The organism is Algibacter sp. YIN40 (genome assembly GCF_057219435.1).
Map to the genome: position 1 here is coordinate 326,511 of NZ_JBXVVC010000003.1, position 17,315 is coordinate 343,825.

Here is a 17,315-nt window from a genome sequence, read left to right on the forward strand (position 1 = left end):
AATGGAAAGAACAATTTTATTACACAACATCACCCCAAATGAGTTTAAAAATATGATAGTTGCAGAATTAAAAATCGAATTAGAAAACATTTTAAATCGAGTAAACGAACAGGAGAATTATTCTGTTCAGCAAGTTGCTGGACTTTTACAATGTTCAGAATTAACAGTCTATAATTATATTAAAAAAGGATGGCTTCCAGCATCTAAAATTAGTAGAACCTATATTATTAAAAAGGTTGATTTGGATGATGCTTTAAAAGAAGTGAAATCTTTAAAGTACAGAATGTGATTATCAGAAAGGACTAGTGTGATTCACAAATATATTTACGAATCATGTATTCAGTAATTTCTTTAAGGGCTTTGCCTGTTTCGGGATGTTTGGCAAGAGTAGTAAAATATTCTAATTCACCTAAAGTGTTTTTTCCGTACCACAAATTTACAGTATCATCCGCATTATAAAATGCAGTCTTACAATCTGGAATAACTCTTCGGAAATCATCAATACGATCTTGATCATATATTTTTAGTTGTGATAATGAATATTTTTCAGCATCAAAGTCAACTTCAACATAGTGTGTATCATCCCATATCATCCATCGTTGTGTGTTAAATGTTGTAATGGATATTACAATGGTTATAGCTACTATACTTATTATTAGAGCTGCCTTGTTTTTTTTGATAATTGTCAATAACCAATGATTATTAGCTTGTGTAGGTGCATCGGGATAAGCCTCCAGGAATTCTTGATAATTCTTAAAACCCAAATACAAGCATAAATTATGAACGTAGTCAGAATTAATTGAAATATCTGTTTCCGCGTTAGAATTAACTGATTTATCAAAGTGGTTTCTTAAAGTTTTCCCACTTACTTGATACTTAAAATCTTCTAATAATACATTTGATATATGTTCAGACCTGTTGGTCTTATTACTTTTTCCAGGGATATCTTCCTTAGCCTTCTCAAAAGCTTTTATTAGCACTTTCTTATACATCAAATATCTATTTAGTTCACTTTATAAAACTACAAATTTCAAAGGAAAATACTAGGAAATTCTTTTCTATGTTATTTCCAATTGCTTTCCAAGCTTTCCAAGTCTAACACCCTTTATTTGCTTCATAATTGATTTACTAATAGGCCAATTAAGGCTTCCTAAAGAATCAATTTTAAAGGAGTAGCAAGGTAAAGTTATATAACCATCTGGGAAGTAATTATATCTCTTTGCCGTCGCTCTCCACACTTCCCAGCACGAAGAGACGTCTTCACATTTAGCGTGTTGCTAGCATTTAATAGGTCCGAGTAAAACTCGGACAGCAACACTATTGTTCAATTTTAAATATATCAAAATGAAAAAAATAATTTTAATCACGCTTACGGTTTTCCTCAATTTCGCATTATATTCTTGTTCACCTCAAGAAATAGTGGAAAATGGGGCTTCGGCTACTGACAATACTGTAAACGGATCATGCTGCGGTGATGATGGAGGAATTTTGCCACCACCCACTGGAAATTAAGTAGAAGCTACTTAAAAATAGAATTTACTTAGTATTTTAGAGGAATGAAAATCAAAAATTCATTCCTCTTTTTATTTCTTTTTATAATTTCTTTTAGCGGATTCTTTAATCAAGAATCACATGCACAAAAAGACGTGGATAGCTCATATTATTATTACGATCTTGTTGTAAACCCAAAGAAAAGTACTGATCTCACTTTGGCTTATAAATTCTATGAAAAACGTAAGGAACGTCATTTATTAGAGGGTGATACTTTAGGGGTTATTAGTGATTTAAGATTTATGGCAAGTATTCAAAAAGATCTTGGATTTCTTTATGATAGTGAGTTTAACACAATAGAAGCTCTAGAATTGTTGAATAATTTAAAAACTGATGATAATGTTTTAAAATCCAAAATTGGATTATACAATCATCTTGGAATGATTCAACGTGAATATGATAATTACAATGAGGCGCTTAGATTTTATAATAAATCACTGGCACTTGTTACTAAAACTTCAGACAGTATTACGATAATTAATAATATCGCGAATATTTATTTAGATCAGAAAAAATATGATCAGGCAATAACATCGCTTACTAGCATTTATAAATCCAGCTTGGCACTAAACAATAAACAACAGATTGGACGTGCGTTAAATAATTTAGGTGTTGCACAATCTAAAATAAATGCCCCAGACGCATTACCAAATATGATGAAAGCGTCAACTATTCGCGAAGAAATAAGCGATTATATTGGGATGTATTCAAGCTATAAACATTTAGCCAAATATTATCAAACATTAAACAATATTCCGAATGCACTAAATTATGCTAACAAAGCTTATGAAGTAGCTAAATCTATAAACAGCGCTACTTTTATAAATGATGCACTATCTCATATTATTGATTTAGATGATAACCCTAAAGTCATAGAATATAAGAGATTGTCGGATAGTCTTGCATTAGCAAGAAGATTAGGAGAAAACAAATTTGCTTCTGTAAAATATGAGTCGTCAGAAAACATTAGGAAAGCACAAGAGAGCGAATTAAAATTTAAAACCAGTCAACTTGCAAAACAAAAAGAGGAGCGTTTAAAACTTCTATATATGTTTTTAGCTGGATTTATAGTCTTGCTATCTGGAGCTATATATTTTATTCTTAGGTCGAGATATAGGAAGGAAAAATTAATCCAAGTTTATAATACAGAAACTCGCATCTCAAAAAAAGTACATGATGAGGTTGCTAATGACATTTATCACGTCATGACAAAGCTTCAAAGTAAGAACCTAAAAGAAGAAACAGTTTTGGATGATTTAGAATTTATTTATGCGAAAACTAGAGACATTTCTAAAGAAAGTGGAATAATTGATTTTAAGGAAGATTTCAAAATAACTCTGAAAGATTTATTACTTGCGTTTCAAACAGATGAGGTATCTGTAGTGACTAAGGGTCTAAATGATATTCAGTGGAATTTAATTTCAGATTTAAAAAAGACTGCTATATATAGGGTTATTCAAGAGTTAATGACCAATATGAAAAAACATAGTAAAGCCAGTATAGTGGTCCTTACATTTCAAAAATCTGGTATTAATTTTAGGATAAACTATACCGATAATGGTGTTGGAACTAACTTAAAAAAGTATAATGGTTTGCAGAATGCGGAAAACCGTATTGTATCGCTAAATGGAACTATTACATTTGAATCTCAGATTAATAAAGGGTTTAAAGTAAAAATCACAATTTAGGATATGTTTAAAAAAGTATTGGTTTCCGAAGATATGGACGACATTAACAGAGGTATATATAATACACTTTGTGATTTGGGAGTAGAACAAATAGATCAGGTGCAATACTGTGATGATGCATATCTTAAAATTAAAAAAGCCATCTTAGATGAAGCTCCTTATGAATTATTGATTACCGATTTATCGTTTAAAACAGATCATAGAGAACAACGCTTTCCTTCAGGAGACATTCTTTTAGAGACTGTAAAAAAAGAGTACCCAGAACTAAAAGCCATTGTATATTCAGTTGAAGATCGATTGCAAAAAGTAAGAACGCTTATAACAGAACATCAAGTTAATGCATACGTATGCAAAAGTAGGAGAGGACTAATAGAATTAACTAAAGCTATTCAAGCGATTTTAAATAATGATATTTACTTGTCAACGGAAGTGAAAAATGCCTTGAGTCCAAAAAATGATCTGGAAATTGAAGACTATGATATTAGTCTTTTAAAGCAATTATCATTTGGATTATCCCAGGATGAGATTAGTGCTTATTTCAAATCTAATAATATTTCTCCTTGTAGTTTAAGCTCCATAGAAAAACGACTAAACAAACTTCGCATACAGTTTAAAGCCAATAATGCCATTCATTTGGTTGCCATAGTAAAAGATCTAGGACTTATTTAAATTTATTTTACGCTTTACGGTATTCCGTAAGGAAATTAATAGTACTTATCTTACTATTGTAATGCTATTAATTAGTTCTTGGAGAGAATGAAAATTGCGTGTCTTTTTTTAAAAAGATGCGCTTTTTTTTTCGACGCATATGGGTTCCCGTAAGGTAATGGTTTTATCAGGTTTTATTTTCGCCTATCAAATGGTCTGAACAAACCGAAAATCGACCTTAATCAAGGAGTAGGTAAATAAAAATTAAAGAAATATATCAATGAAGAAATTAGCCTTAATTGCAATCGCATCCATCGCACTATCGAGTTGCGCATCACATCATGGATTAACTAGAAATTTTAACCAACACACCACTGAAGTCGTTTTAACCCAAAATAATTTTAAAATTGTTAAAATGGTTAAAGGTGAAGCAGAAGCCAAATATGTTTTTGGAATTGGAGGTCTATCTAAAGATGGATTAATTGCTGAGGCCAAAGCTCAAATGTTAGCATCTGCTGGTATGGAGGGTAGTTCTAGAACTATTATAAATGAAACTGTGGAAATTAAAAAATCTGGTTTCCCATTTGTAAGTAAATATAAAGTGATTGTTTCTGCTCAAATTGTTGAGTTTACCAATTAGTATATTTTGATATCTTAAGAGAAGCCTTACGGAAATCCGTAAGGTTTTTTTGTTTAATGAGTTTATGTTTGGCGTTATAAACTAATAATTAATGTGGCACAAAATAATAGAAATAACCGATTGGTTTGGTGAATTGGCTGAGCGCTATCGTTTGGTTAAAAACTTTAACAGAGCAGCAAAGCATTCGTTTATTGGTGGTATAGCACCTACACTACTTGAAGTAAAAATAACAAAAGGGGAAAGCTTATATCGCCATGCTTTTTCAAAATGGATGGGAGGTGGATTTAGAATAAAAGCTTTATCAGGCAAGCCTCTAAATAAAACTGAATTAATAGAAATTGGACGTGTAGTTTTAGATAATGAAGAGTTAACAAGAAAATTAATAGCACTGGGTTGGGACACCTTAGAAGTTCATTCAAATCATGGTTTCCAAGGATTGAAATGGGCATTAAAAGATTATGCTAACATTGGTGGGTTTATAGAATAGAAAATTATGGAATACCTAATAATACAATCTGCTACTCAAGACTCCCTAAATGAGGGTTTAATTTCTTATGCCATGTTTCAAAGTCCAATTTGGTTTTGGATTGCATCGTTAGAATGTATTTTATTAATAATATTAATAATAAAATTAAAAAAAAGGGATAAAAAATTACCATTTCGCGATATATCAAAGAGTAAATTAAAACATTCTCAAAAATCAACAATCGACATGGAAAATGTTATGAATAGTATTAATGGAGCACGGGATTTATATAAGAATTTAAGCAAACATTGCCATCCAGATAAATTCATAAATACTGAATATCAAAAACCAGCAGCAGAAATATTTAAGGAAATATCAAAGCATAAAAGGAACTACAACAAACTTTCAGAATTAAGAGAAAGAGCAATTATAGAATTAAATATTAATTTTTAAAAAGAATAAAAGATGGATGATAACGCAGGAGTATTTTTTGTTTTAGGCCTTGTATTAAGAATTATAGGGGTCTTGGTTTGTGTTAATAAAGCAAAAACATTAAATAGAAGTACAGGTGGTTGGGGCTTTTTTGGATTTGTCTCTCCAATACTAGCCATGATTTGGATTCAGTTTATGAAACCAGTGACCGATTGGGAAAATAACTAATACCAAGCAATATTTTAATTGTTGCTATAATTACTTTTAGGACATCAAAGATGATTAGTTTATGAGGATTATAGACATAATTAAACATTAAGCAATGATATTAAAAACCAAACTAGTATTAACTTCCATCGTAGAAAAAAGGTGTTACGTAACAATCTTTTTTTGATTATTTTTAGTATTGTGTCTTTATAAATCAATTTTATTATAATTGAATTATATGTTTTTAATGTATAATATGCCTGTTTTGTTAAATTTTTGTAGAAAAACCCTTATAATTGTATTATTTAAAGCATGGATTTTTTTTAGACCATTTTTTTAATGTATAAACAGCCGTTCACCTTTACACTTTTTTTTGGTCTTTTAATTCTGTCCAATAATTTCATTTTCAATGGATTTATATTAGAATCAGATTTTCATATTATTAAAACAGAATCTGTTAGTGTTAATTTAGTACCAAGTGCTACTATTGAAGTTACACCTGCAAATATTTGTCTCGGATCTGAAGTTGATATAACCTTTACCGGAAGTGGTGGAAATCCTCCCTACGAATTTAATTACACAATAAATGGAGCCACGCAAACAGTAGTATCTACTAATGGTAATCAATCTTCTAGGACCATTCAATATACACCATCAGGTTTAGGTATATATGAGTTTATTTTAGATTCAGTCACAGATAGTGACGGATTAACAGAATCAATATCAAACGAATCTGTAACAATAACTGTAAGAGAACCTGTAGCAGATTTTTCTTTTAATGATAATTCATGCTCTGGAACATCTATACTCTTTACTCCTAATATAATAGGCGATGGCCCATTTAGTTATTCCTGGGATTTTGGAGATGGAAATAGCTCATCAGGTTCTAACCCTTCAAATACTTTTACATCTTTAGGCTGTGGAACTCAGAATTTTAATGTGACTTTAACAGTCACAGATGATTTTGGCTGTTCAGATTCGGTCTCAAAAGTGATTACTGTAAAACAGAAACCCAATATTCAATTTTATGATTTAAATCCTGGCCCAGCTGGTCAATTTAATAATTGTGGAAACACCAATCCAGATCCAGAGTTTTTAGTTGAGGTTGGTAATAATTCTACTTCTACTTGCATTAATATTTATAATATTAATTGGGGTGATGGTAATACTCAGAATAATGTCTCTTTTCCTTTATCACATAACTATTTAAATTATGGCACCTATGATATGGTTATTACCGGCATTGGAGATAATGGGTGTAGTAATTCAGTAACGTATATTGTTAAAAACGCTACTAATCCTTCCGGAGGAATATCCAGTCCTGGAGATACTCAAAACTTGTGTACACCTACAAGTGAATTACAATTTTCAATAACTGGCTGGGGTAGGAATACATCAGATACTACGTATGCCATTGATTATGGTGATGGTAATAGTGCTTCATACACTCAAATCCAGCTCATTAATTCTGTATATTATAATGCCGCAGATCCAGTTGCATCTTTAAACTTTCCCATACCGCATTCCTATACTGAGTCAAGTTGTCCAAATCAATTTACTGTTAGGATTACAATATCCAATGCTTGTTCATTTACTGAAGGTACCGTATCAAATATCATTATAATAAAAAGTCCAGAAGCAAGTTTTGAAGCACCTGATATAGATTGTGTAAATACTTCGGTGCTCTTTGTCAATAACAGTGAAGGTGGTTTTGGTTTTAATTGCACCCCTAATGGAACATATACTTGGGACTTTGGTGATGGCTCTCCAATACTTACTCTATCCACGAATCAAAATGTAAATCATACTTATTCTACTCCAGGTACTTATAATGTAATATTAACAGCTGATAATCAAATTTGTGATCCAACTTTTTTTGAAAAAGAGATTTGTATAGAGCCTCCTTTGGTGCCGAATTTTAGCATTGATAACAATGATGGATGTACTCCACTTAATCTAAGCACAACCAATACAACCAATGAATCTGAGAGTTGCGATACCCCAGAATATTTATGGACAATAGCCTATGCTCCTGCTTATTGTGGCACAGGAACTGGAAATTATACATTTACCAATGGTACAGATCAAAATTCTAAAAATCCATCTTTTAATTTTATAGAAGCAGGAACTTATACTTTAACATTATCGGCAACTAATTCATGTGGCACCTTTACAAGTACTCCTCAATCAATTACGGTTAAGCAACCTCCTACAGCCATAATAAGTCCGATAGACGATTCTTGTGGGCCAGTGACCATAAGCCCACTAGCTACTGTAAATAATTGTGCACCGGCATCTGAAACCGTTACATATACTTGGAGTTTTCCAGGAGGCAATCCTGCTACTTCAAATCAATTAAACCCTGGCACTATCAATTATACCGCTGCCGGTAATTATCAGATTACGTTTAGTGTTACAAACTCTTGTGGTACAACAACCGAAACCGAAGACTTCACTATAAACCCATTGCCAACAATTACAAATACTGATTTATCACAAACTATTTGTTCAGGAACTTCTTCCGCTGCAATAAACCTAACTTCAGATATTGCAGGTACAACTTATTCATGGTCTGGGACGGCTCCTGCAGGTGTTACTGGTTATACTACTTCTGGTAATACAGATGTGATACCAGCTCAAATTATTTTTAATTCAAACAATACGGCAAGTACTCTAACATATACTGTAATTCCTTCTGCCAATGGTTGTGAAGGAAATCCTGTAAACTTTGATATCATCATAAACCCTTCCCCTGAAATTATTAGCCAACCGATATCAGATACTGTTTGTCTTAATGGCACTACGCCAGATTTAATGGTAACCTGGCAAGGTGCGGGAACACCTGATTATCAGTGGTATTTAAACACAACAAATTCTAACACAGGAGGGACTCAAATAGCAGGAGCTAACTCTGATACATTTTCTCCTCCCACAGATAATATTGGCGTAAACTACTATTATTTAATTATTACATTTTCGTCAGGAGGGTGTAATGAGATTATTTCTAATACTGCGGCAATTGAAGTTGTAAATGGAATACAAATAGATTCCCAACCTATCACCCCACAAAGTATCTGTATAGACGGTGTTTCACAAACGCTTGTTGTTACCACTTCTGGTGGCGCAGGTACGGTTACCTATCAATGGTATTTAAACACTACTGGCTCAAATACTGGAGGCACCCTAATTGCCGGAGCAACTACAAGTACTTATACACCGCCAGTTTTCAACTTAGCAGGAATGTATTATTACTATGTTGATATCTCAGTTGCAGGAAGTGGTTGTGGTGATACTACTAGTGAAGTTGCTGAAATAATAGTTGTAGATGACCCAGTGATAACAAGCCAGCCAATAGTTTCCCAAGAATTATGTCAGAATGCAGCTCCTATGGATTTAGAAGTAACTATAACTGGAGGACTGGGAAATATTTCTTATCAATGGTATTCAAACACTACAGACACAACTACAGGAGGCACTCTAATATCAGGAGCGACTAATAGCACCTTTACACCACCAACCAATGCCATTGGGACGATATACTATTATTGTGTAATAACACAAGATGTCTCAGGATGTGATACTGTTAGTGATACTGGAGAAGTGATTGTTTTACCAGCTCCAACCATTGTCGATCAACCTTTAAGCGATAGTGTGTGTTTAAGTGGAACTACAAATGATTTAGTTGTTACTTATACAAATGGTACAGGGACACCTAATTATCAGTGGTATTCTAATACTATAAACTCCAATACAGGAGGGATCTTAATATCAGGCGCAACAACAGATACCTTTGCACCTCCTACAGATTCAGTTGATATCTTCTACTATTATTTAGTTATTACTTTCACCTCTGGAGGTTGTAATGAGATTATTTCAAATACAGCAAGGATTGAAGTTGTTTCAGGTCCACAAATAGATACTCAGCCTATAGCTACTCAGAGTATTTGTTTAGAAGGTTCATCTGAAGTATTGGCAGTTACTAGTGCAGGTGGGACAGGTACAATAACATACCAATGGTATTCAAACACAACAAGCTCTAATACCGGAGGTACACTAATTTCAGGAGCAACTAATAGTTCATATACACCACCAGTTTTTAATTCAATTGGGACTTATTACTACTATGTCGTTATCACTGTGGCTGGAAATGGTTGTGGCGATATTATTAGTGATGTTTCTGAAATAATAGTTGTGGATGATCCTGTTATAGATAGTCAACCAATAGTTTCACAAGAACTATGTCAGAATGCTCCTGTGCAAGATTTAGAGGTCACTGTCTCTGGAGGGTTGGGTAATGTATCTTACCAATGGTATAGTAATACTACAAATTCAAATACAGGGGGAACCATTATTACAGGAGCTACAACGAGTACATTCACTCCTCAAACAAGTGTTATTGGTACATTCTATTATTATTGCGTAATAACACAAGACGTGTCAGGATGTAATACTGTTAGTGATACAGCAGCAGTTGTAATTACACCAGCACCTATATTTTCTGAACAACCAACTTCTGATACTTTATGCTTTGGTGAATCAACTTTACCATTACAGGTATCTTACATAAATGGAACGGGCATAGCTTCTTATCAATGGTATGAAAACAATATTGATGATTTCTTTTCAGCAACTATTATCGTTGGAGCTAACACACAAAATTATGCCCCTCCTGTAGGAGTCGTTGGGACGACATTTTATTATTGTGTCATCTCTTTTTCGACAGGTGGCTGCTCTGAAATTATTTCTGATCCTTCGGAAATAACCATTAATCAAGTACCTGTAATTAGCGACTACAATGACTTGATTTGTAGTGATAATGTATTTATTGTGACACCAGATAATAGTAATGGTGATATTGTTCCACCAAATACAACTTATACTTGGAATACACCAATAGTTAATCCTATTGGTTCTATAACTGGTGCAACAGAACAGTTATTACCTCAAAATTCTATAAGCCAAAATTTAATAAATACAACAACTCAACCTTCTACGGTAATATATACAGTGACACCGATTTCAGGGGTTTGTGCTGGCACAGACTTCACAATTACCGTTACCATTAATCCTTCGATAAGTGTTACACCGGTACTTACTAATAGTTTGTGTTATTTAGCCAATAATGGATCTTTAGAGATTAGTATTGCCGGAGGTGTTCCTTTTTCAACAGGGAGTCCTTATTTAATTTCATGGGTTGGTCCAAATAGTTATACTAGTAATAATCAAAATATATCAAATTTAGAGCCAGGTGATTATACGTTGACAATAGATGATGCTGGTGGCTGTCCATTTAATGAAACATATACCATTACTGAGCCTAATGAACTTGTGTTTAGTAACATAAATTTTGATCCTGACACTATTACCTGCTTTGGAGATAATAATGGAACCATTGGTGTAAATATAGCAGGAGGTACTCTACCTTATCAATATTCATGGACAAAAGATGGATTGCCATACTCCAATACAGAAGATCTTATAGATTTAGGGCCAGGGAATTATGAAATAGCAGTTATAGATAACAATAACTGCGGCCCTATAATACAGTCCTTTAGCATAGTGGAACCTGAATTATTAGATGCCTCTTTAATAAATCAAGTTGACATCATTTGTTATGGGGATGCTACTGGTGAAATCACCGTTGATGTGAAAGGTGGGAGACTGATTGAAATAACCTCAAATGTATTCGATTATAATTATTCATGGATAGGTCCAAACGGATTTGCAAGTAATAGTCAAAATTTAAATGGTTTAATAGCAGGAACTTACAACCTTACTGTTACCGACAAGTCAGGATGTATTGATACACTTGAGGTTATTTTAAACCAGCCTAATGAAATAAATATAGATTTTACAACTACAGATATTACATGTTATGGTGATAATAATGCATCAATACTTATTAATACGATTTCTGGCGGAAATCCCCCGTATAATATTTCTTGGAGTAATTTAGGTTCTGGAATGAGTCAGAACAATTTATCTGCCGGCGACTATGTTGTGACTATTACAGATGCTACTAATTGTTTCAAATCATTTACTATCACTATTGATGAAGCACCTATTTTTAGAATAAATCCTATTGTAAGTCAAATATCGTGTTTTGGTGAAAACGACGGTAGTATCGTTTTAAACCTTGAAGGTGGCTTACAACCGCTTATTTTGTCTTGGAATGATGGCTCAAGCGCCGGTGTTGAAAGAAATAATCTTTCCCCAGGAACTTATACTGTGACCATAATTGATAGTACCCCATGTGAAATAACAGAAACCTTCGTGATTTCTGAACCAAATCCATTACAACTAAGTGCTAATACAGTGGATGCATTAGATTGTGATGAAGCTAATACTGGTTCTATCAATTTGATAGTCACAGGTGGGACTTTACCCTTATCCTATAACTGGTCTAACGGAAGTACTGTTGAAGACTTAAACCAAATTCCTCCCGGCAACTATTCTGTAACTGTAACAGATGCTAATGGATGCCAGATTTCAGGGAATTGGGACATTAATAGATTTGATCCTCTAACTATTGATGTTGAAACCATAACTAATTTTGATTGTGATACTAAACAGGTAGATCAATCGTTTGTTGCTCAAGTAAATGGAGGTGTTCCACCATATCAAATCTCTTGGTCAAGCGGCATGGTTAGTGGAGGTAATAACGAAATAATGAGTACAACTCAAAACGGATTGGTTATTATTGATGTCATTGACAGTATTGGATGCTCAATTAGTTATTCGTATAATGTAAACATTCCTGTTTTAGGAGATGCAGGTTTTGAAGTCAATTCTTTTGCTTATTCCACTTATGGTTACTACTCAATACAAGATCCTATTCAGTTTCTAAACACTGCAACTGGAGATTTTGAAACAGTATTTTGGGATTTTGGAGATGGTAATTTCTCAAATGAAGAAAATCCTGAACATACTTATTTATCAGAAGGTACTTTTGTAATTACCCAAACCGTAAACTATCCGTTTGGCTGTACCTATATACAGGTAATTACACTTGTTATCGAAAAAGGATATAGATTAATGACGCCTAATGCTTTCACTCCAAATGAAGACGGTCTCAATGATTATTTTTCTCCAAAATCTATTGCTTTGAGTGAAATGGTTTTTAACGTATATGACACCTGGGGCAGCTTGATTTATTCTGAAGAAGGTGAAGATTTGCAGGGATGGGACGGCAAAATAAACGCTAAATACGCAGAAAATGGGAATTATTATTTCACATTAACCGCAAAAACTTTTTATGGAAAAACCCTTACTAGAAATGGTGCCTTTGTCTTTATAAAATAAAAGTAATTTATAGAATGAAATATAAAATATCTGCCATAATCATTATAAGTTGCCTTTATTTAAGGGTTTATGCTCAAGACCCAGTATTTACACAATATTTTCTTGTACCCGAGACTTTAAATCCTGGGTTTTCTGGTTTTGAAGATTCTTCTTATTTCGGATTAATGCACCGAACACAATGGCCTAGTCTTGATTTGAGAGTAGATACTGAATATGCATTTTTTAATACTTGGGTTGAGAATGTTGGTGGGGTTGGTTTTAGTATTTTAAATCAACATGAAAACAACACCAACTATAATCATTTACAAGGTAATGTGAACTTTGCTTACCACGTGAAATTAGCGAATGATTGGTATTTCAGGCCAGCCATAGAAGTTGGTTTTGGAATGAAATCCTTTAATTTTAGAGGCTTGGTTTTAGGGGATCAAATAAACATTAATTCTGGAACTATAAACTCAAACTCAACTGATGTATTTGCTCAAAATGCAAATAGAAATATTGGTTTTTTAGATTTTACAGCTGGTTTTGTTTTTGACAAAAAAAATACTCGTAATGATACCGATTTATGGCTAGGAGCTTCTATTAAACATTTAAATAGACCTAATATTTCTTTTGTGGAAAATGGTAATGTTCCGCTTGATATTTTTTACTCTTTGCATGCAAATTATAAATTCCCGTATTTTGATTATAACGATATGTTTATATCAGCTAATTATATGCAGCAAGGTGAATTTAATAGGTTAGATTTAGGTGCTACTATAAAACTTGAACAATTACTGCTTGGGGCATTAGCAGTAACAAATCCTTCAAAAAATAACTCAAACAGTCATTTACTTACATCCGTCAATGCCTTTGTGGGGCTAGAATTTGAACAATTGCGTTTTGGGTTTTCATATGATATGAATACATCAGGTATAGGCCGAACAGATGGCGTTTACGAGCTTTCAATTACTTATTTGTCAGCTTGTTTAATCTGTAGAAATCCCGCTAATAACGAACGAAGAAAATAGACGGAGATGCCAAACTTTTTATATTTGAACCAAATGTCAAAAATATATTATTTACTAATTATTATTCTTTTTTCTGTTCCGATTAATAGCCAAACTCTTTTAGGTAAGGTAACCGCCATAACAGACGGTGACACCTTCAAGCTAATAGACCAGGATTCAACACTTCATAGAGTACGGATTGCTAATATTGATTGTCCAGAAAGAAAACAGCCATTTTCGGCTAAAGCAAAACAATTCACATCTGATGCTATTTTTGGAAAAATAATTAAGGTTGAGGTTTTAAAAAAAGATAGATATGGTCGCTTAATTGGTATTGTATTTTATAATGATTCTTTAACTTTGAATCATGAACTGGTAAGGAATGGTTTCGCTTGGCATTATGTTAAGTACTCTAAAGATTCAGTTTTGCAAAGTATAGAAGATAAAGCAAGGTTTGAAAAAATTGGCCTTTGGCAGGATCCTAATGCTCTTCCACCATGGGAATGGCGATCAAATAAGAAGAAAAATAAAAAATAATGAAAGTTTTTACAATATTAATATTTTTCTTTCGGTTACATATTAGGACGAGGATTCATACGAATTTATTATATTTACTAGGAGTATAAAAAATAAAAACAGAAGTAAGCGTTAAACTTAAATCAAGACTATTATGAAAAAAATAATTCTTAGTTTTTTGCTTTTTTTAGCATTAGGCATTAGCTATTCTTTCTCAAGTATAGAAAGTAATAAACTAGTTAGAAATGAAATTAGTATTGAAAACTATGGTTGTAAATACGGACAGTGTACTGCAACAGCAAAATCAACTGGAAATAGATGTAAACATTGTGTCTCTAACAAGGGAGATTCAACTTGTTGGCAACATTAATCATAAAGCCTAATATTATATAAATCAATTAAAGCTAATATATAGCTAATTAAATTATAAACTTATTAAGAGAGTACTCCCTTAAATCTTATTATAGGACGAATCATATCCAAAAGAATCAAATAATTTCCACATAAAAAAAGACTACTGCCACCCAATGTACTGGAAGGACAAAATCCGGAAATTGGTGCAAGCGAATGACCAAGAGTTCTAGCGGTAGGTGTTATCAGCATTAATTTAATAGGCTAATATCGATGATTTTTAATGTTTAATTTGTTACGGATTACCGTAATGTATTCTTCATAAAACATTATAGATTTGAAATAAATAAAAAGTTAAGTATGACATCTGTCATAAAATACTTTCATTAACTAAATTATATTTATCGCTTAATCAAACTAAAATCTATTATGAGAAAACTAGTATTATTTTTTATTGTCATCACATATTTAATTCCTAAGCAAGTAACAGCTCAAAACGATGGCGTAGCAGTTGCAGCAGTTGCTGGAGGACTTTTAGCCATTGGTGCTGGTATTGCAGCAGTGGAACAAATGAAAGAACGCGCAGAATTAACTGCAACCGAATGGGTATTATCTAATCAACCAGAGATGAATAGCTTTTCTCTTAAAACGCTCGCTTTTAATGGCAAAAAATTAAAGGACATGTCTTCTACTTCAGTAATAACATTTAAAATACAAGAGTTTAATCCATCTATGGATCCTGTTTTAGATGGAAGGAAACAAGTTTTATTCGGTTTTACAAGTCATGGTTGGATAAATCAATATGGTATTGATTTCAATAAGGTAAAATGGTATTTAATAGATGAAACAGAATGGATGAACATGATGGTTGCTTATGTAAAAGTGTCCTCAGATGAAAATGATGAAGCGTCCCTTAATAGCATACTCAAAGAAGGTAAAGTAGTTAATAAAGGTATTAAAGTAAAAAGTAAGCTAGTAATCCCATTTTTTAAATTATCGGGGGACATGTATGTGGTAACCGATTATTCTCCAGAAATGAAATTGCTCTATAACGAAAGATCCTTAGGTATATATTTAAAAGAAACTCAAGATCTTGTTCAAATGGGCAGGGGTGATATTATTGAGATACATGAATACTTTTTTGATGCAGAATGATTCGTTAAAAACATAGTAATAATTAAATAACCAATGAAAAAAACAATCTTGATTTTATTTTTGATTTTTTCAGTCTATCAAATAGAAGCTCAATCGTGCAACGAAATGATAGAATTTGTCAAATCGAAAAGTTATGGGTCAACCTATAATAGTTATAATAGTACAGCAATTTCTAAAGTCACATTTTATAATGTAATGATAGATTACAAAACCTTTTATTTTGCGATAGTCTGTTTCAAAAAAGAATATTCTTATAGTTGTAATGAATATATTTATCAGGTAGGATCAAATACTAAAATGAATTATTCAATGAATTATTTAGATAGCGCTGGAAAGGCATTTTGGAAATACATTCAACCGTATAATGAGAATTTAGATTGTGCTCCTAATTTTGACTAACCATTCATAGCAAATAGTCACATGATAAGTAGATAAAATTATTTTATTTTTGTTGAGATTCTCTTACAAAATTTATACTTAATTTTACTTAAAGCTGTTGAACCCAATCTCTGTATTTAATTATTGCTTATATACACAATGACGTTATCAAAAGAAGAAGTAAAAAAAGCGCTGAAAATTAGTAAAATTATTCAACACCAAATTGAATTAACCAATGAAACTAATTTAAGGTCAACAGATGTATTTCCGTATTTAGTAAAAAAAGGAATTTATAAACCCGATAGACATAATGGTGTTTATTTTAGAACATTTCTTAATAAAGTTGCAAAATGTGGTGAGTTAAAAACACTAATACCACAATGCTCACAAGTAGCTCCTTTAAAAGATGAAATTTTTAGTGAATGGTATTTTAATAATGCTAAAGATAAAATGCCTAATATAAAATCAATAGACAGTGATATTAAAGTTAATGTAACTAAAACAAAACCTAATTTAATAAAAACGACAGATAAATCTATAGTTAGAATGGACATAGATGAAGCTTATGAAATTGTTCAAATGTTAATCGCTGGCATTAATCCTATAACCGAAAGACCACAAGATGATTTGGGCGTTTGTGCGGATATTACTGTGATAGAAGCTTTAAAAACTGTAACTGATTCTGAAAACCATAAAATTGAAAATTTTTTTAATTCAATTGCGAACAAAAACTTTAATTTACAAGAAAAAGCAGATAGAGTAAAGAAAAAAGAAAAATACCTTTCTGCATCAGCATTAGGTAGATTAAAAAATAAATCTTATGATGAAGTTTTGATGGTAATGAAGCAGAATAATTTAATTCTTGGCCCTTTTTTAATTAGAAAAAAAGGATTAGAATCTGGACTAATCCTAAGGCAGAGTTCTAAAGGAAGAAAATGGATTGCTTACCCTGAATCTTTAGCTGAATTGTTATAAACGTAATCTTTAATTAA

Annotated in this window: 15 protein-coding genes; 14 read left to right on the forward strand and 1 reads right to left on the reverse strand. The window is 32.3% G+C overall.

Features of this window, described 5'->3' with window-relative positions; translation table 11 throughout:
* Position 1: 1 nt before the first annotated feature.
* Positions 2-289 carry a helix-turn-helix domain-containing protein gene (locus AC2D6V_RS12350; protein ID WP_484648507.1) on the forward strand — a complete coding sequence of 96 codons (288 nt, stop codon included), beginning with the start codon at positions 2-4 and terminating at the stop codon, positions 287-289.
* A gap of 13 nt (positions 290-302) precedes the next feature.
* On the opposite strand, the gene AC2D6V_RS12355 is transcribed toward AC2D6V_RS12350, so the two are convergent.
* Positions 303-992: a hypothetical protein gene (locus tag AC2D6V_RS12355; RefSeq protein WP_484648508.1), complete on the reverse strand. Its 690-nt coding sequence runs from the start codon at positions 990-992 to the stop codon at positions 303-305.
* Positions 993-1,556: 564 nt separating this feature from the next.
* Here AC2D6V_RS12355 and AC2D6V_RS12360 point away from each other — a divergent pair.
* From AC2D6V_RS12360 to AC2D6V_RS12420, 13 genes are all read left to right on the forward strand, one after another.
* Complete coding sequence (locus AC2D6V_RS12360; RefSeq protein WP_484648509.1) at positions 1,557-3,239, forward strand: tetratricopeptide repeat-containing sensor histidine kinase; 1,683 nt, start codon at positions 1,557-1,559, stop codon at positions 3,237-3,239.
* A 3-nt stretch (positions 3,240-3,242) separates the two neighbouring features.
* On the forward strand, positions 3,243-3,908 hold the full coding sequence (locus tag AC2D6V_RS12365; protein ID WP_484648510.1) for a response regulator: 666 nt from the start codon (positions 3,243-3,245) through the stop codon (positions 3,906-3,908).
* A 259-nt stretch (positions 3,909-4,167) separates the two neighbouring features.
* The gene (locus AC2D6V_RS12370; protein WP_484648511.1) at positions 4,168-4,527 is read left to right on the forward strand and encodes a DUF6567 family protein; all 360 of its coding nucleotides are present in this window, start codon (positions 4,168-4,170) and stop codon (positions 4,525-4,527) included.
* Between the two features lie 91 nt (positions 4,528-4,618).
* Positions 4,619-5,014 (forward strand): hypothetical protein, encoded by a 396-nt coding sequence (locus AC2D6V_RS12375; RefSeq protein WP_484648512.1) that lies wholly within the window; start codon positions 4,619-4,621, stop codon positions 5,012-5,014.
* A gap of 6 nt (positions 5,015-5,020) precedes the next feature.
* A complete protein-coding gene (locus AC2D6V_RS12380) occupies positions 5,021-5,446 on the forward strand; it encodes a hypothetical protein (protein ID WP_484648513.1) in 426 nt (141 codons plus the stop codon).
* Positions 5,447-5,458: 12 nt separating this feature from the next.
* A complete protein-coding gene (locus tag AC2D6V_RS12385) occupies positions 5,459-5,653 on the forward strand; it encodes a hypothetical protein (protein WP_484648514.1) in 195 nt (64 codons plus the stop codon).
* 318 nt (positions 5,654-5,971) lie between these two features.
* Positions 5,972-12,934, forward strand: coding sequence for a PKD domain-containing protein (locus tag AC2D6V_RS12390; RefSeq protein WP_484648515.1), 6,963 nt, complete (start codon positions 5,972-5,974; stop codon positions 12,932-12,934).
* 14 nt (positions 12,935-12,948) lie between these two features.
* Complete coding sequence (locus tag AC2D6V_RS12395) at positions 12,949-13,944, forward strand: PorP/SprF family type IX secretion system membrane protein (protein ID WP_484648516.1); 996 nt, start codon at positions 12,949-12,951, stop codon at positions 13,942-13,944.
* Between the two features lie 33 nt (positions 13,945-13,977).
* The gene (locus AC2D6V_RS12400) at positions 13,978-14,460 is read left to right on the forward strand and encodes a thermonuclease family protein (RefSeq protein WP_484648517.1); all 483 of its coding nucleotides are present in this window, start codon (positions 13,978-13,980) and stop codon (positions 14,458-14,460) included.
* Between the two features lie 133 nt (positions 14,461-14,593).
* A complete protein-coding gene (locus tag AC2D6V_RS12405) occupies positions 14,594-14,809 on the forward strand; it encodes a hypothetical protein (protein ID WP_484648518.1) in 216 nt (71 codons plus the stop codon).
* 410 nt (positions 14,810-15,219) lie between these two features.
* The gene (locus AC2D6V_RS12410) at positions 15,220-15,945 is read left to right on the forward strand and encodes a hypothetical protein (RefSeq protein WP_484648519.1); all 726 of its coding nucleotides are present in this window, start codon (positions 15,220-15,222) and stop codon (positions 15,943-15,945) included.
* Positions 15,946-16,050: 105 nt separating this feature from the next.
* Entirely contained in the window at positions 16,051-16,344 is a 294-nt protein-coding gene (locus tag AC2D6V_RS12415) for a hypothetical protein (RefSeq protein ID WP_484648520.1), read from the forward strand.
* A 138-nt stretch (positions 16,345-16,482) separates the two neighbouring features.
* Positions 16,483-17,298 (forward strand): hypothetical protein, encoded by an 816-nt coding sequence (locus tag AC2D6V_RS12420; RefSeq protein ID WP_484648521.1) that lies wholly within the window; start codon positions 16,483-16,485, stop codon positions 17,296-17,298.
* Positions 17,299-17,315 lie beyond the last annotated feature (17 nt).

Bases quoted from the DNA above. Each gene is read 5' to 3' on its own strand.
- AC2D6V_RS12350 (WP_484648507.1), top strand. From the start codon at position 2: ATGGAAAGAACAATTTTATTACACAACATCACCCCAAATGAGTTTAAA.
- AC2D6V_RS12355 (WP_484648508.1), bottom strand. From the start codon at position 992: ATGTATAAGAAAGTGCTAATAAAAGCTTTTGAGAAGGCTAAGGAAGAT.
- AC2D6V_RS12360 (WP_484648509.1), top strand. From the start codon at position 1,557: ATGAAAATCAAAAATTCATTCCTCTTTTTATTTCTTTTTATAATTTCT.
- AC2D6V_RS12365 (WP_484648510.1), top strand. From the start codon at position 3,243: ATGTTTAAAAAAGTATTGGTTTCCGAAGATATGGACGACATTAACAGA.
- AC2D6V_RS12370 (WP_484648511.1), top strand. From the start codon at position 4,168: ATGAAGAAATTAGCCTTAATTGCAATCGCATCCATCGCACTATCGAGT.
- AC2D6V_RS12375 (WP_484648512.1), top strand. From the start codon at position 4,619: ATGTGGCACAAAATAATAGAAATAACCGATTGGTTTGGTGAATTGGCT.
- AC2D6V_RS12380 (WP_484648513.1), top strand. From the start codon at position 5,021: ATGGAATACCTAATAATACAATCTGCTACTCAAGACTCCCTAAATGAG.
- AC2D6V_RS12385 (WP_484648514.1), top strand. From the start codon at position 5,459: ATGGATGATAACGCAGGAGTATTTTTTGTTTTAGGCCTTGTATTAAGA.
- AC2D6V_RS12390 (WP_484648515.1), top strand. From the start codon at position 5,972: ATGTATAAACAGCCGTTCACCTTTACACTTTTTTTTGGTCTTTTAATT.
- AC2D6V_RS12395 (WP_484648516.1), top strand. From the start codon at position 12,949: ATGAAATATAAAATATCTGCCATAATCATTATAAGTTGCCTTTATTTA.
- AC2D6V_RS12400 (WP_484648517.1), top strand. From the start codon at position 13,978: ATGTCAAAAATATATTATTTACTAATTATTATTCTTTTTTCTGTTCCG.
- AC2D6V_RS12405 (WP_484648518.1), top strand. From the start codon at position 14,594: ATGAAAAAAATAATTCTTAGTTTTTTGCTTTTTTTAGCATTAGGCATT.
- AC2D6V_RS12410 (WP_484648519.1), top strand. From the start codon at position 15,220: ATGAGAAAACTAGTATTATTTTTTATTGTCATCACATATTTAATTCCT.
- AC2D6V_RS12415 (WP_484648520.1), top strand. From the start codon at position 16,051: ATGATAGAATTTGTCAAATCGAAAAGTTATGGGTCAACCTATAATAGT.
- AC2D6V_RS12420 (WP_484648521.1), top strand. From the start codon at position 16,483: ATGACGTTATCAAAAGAAGAAGTAAAAAAAGCGCTGAAAATTAGTAAA.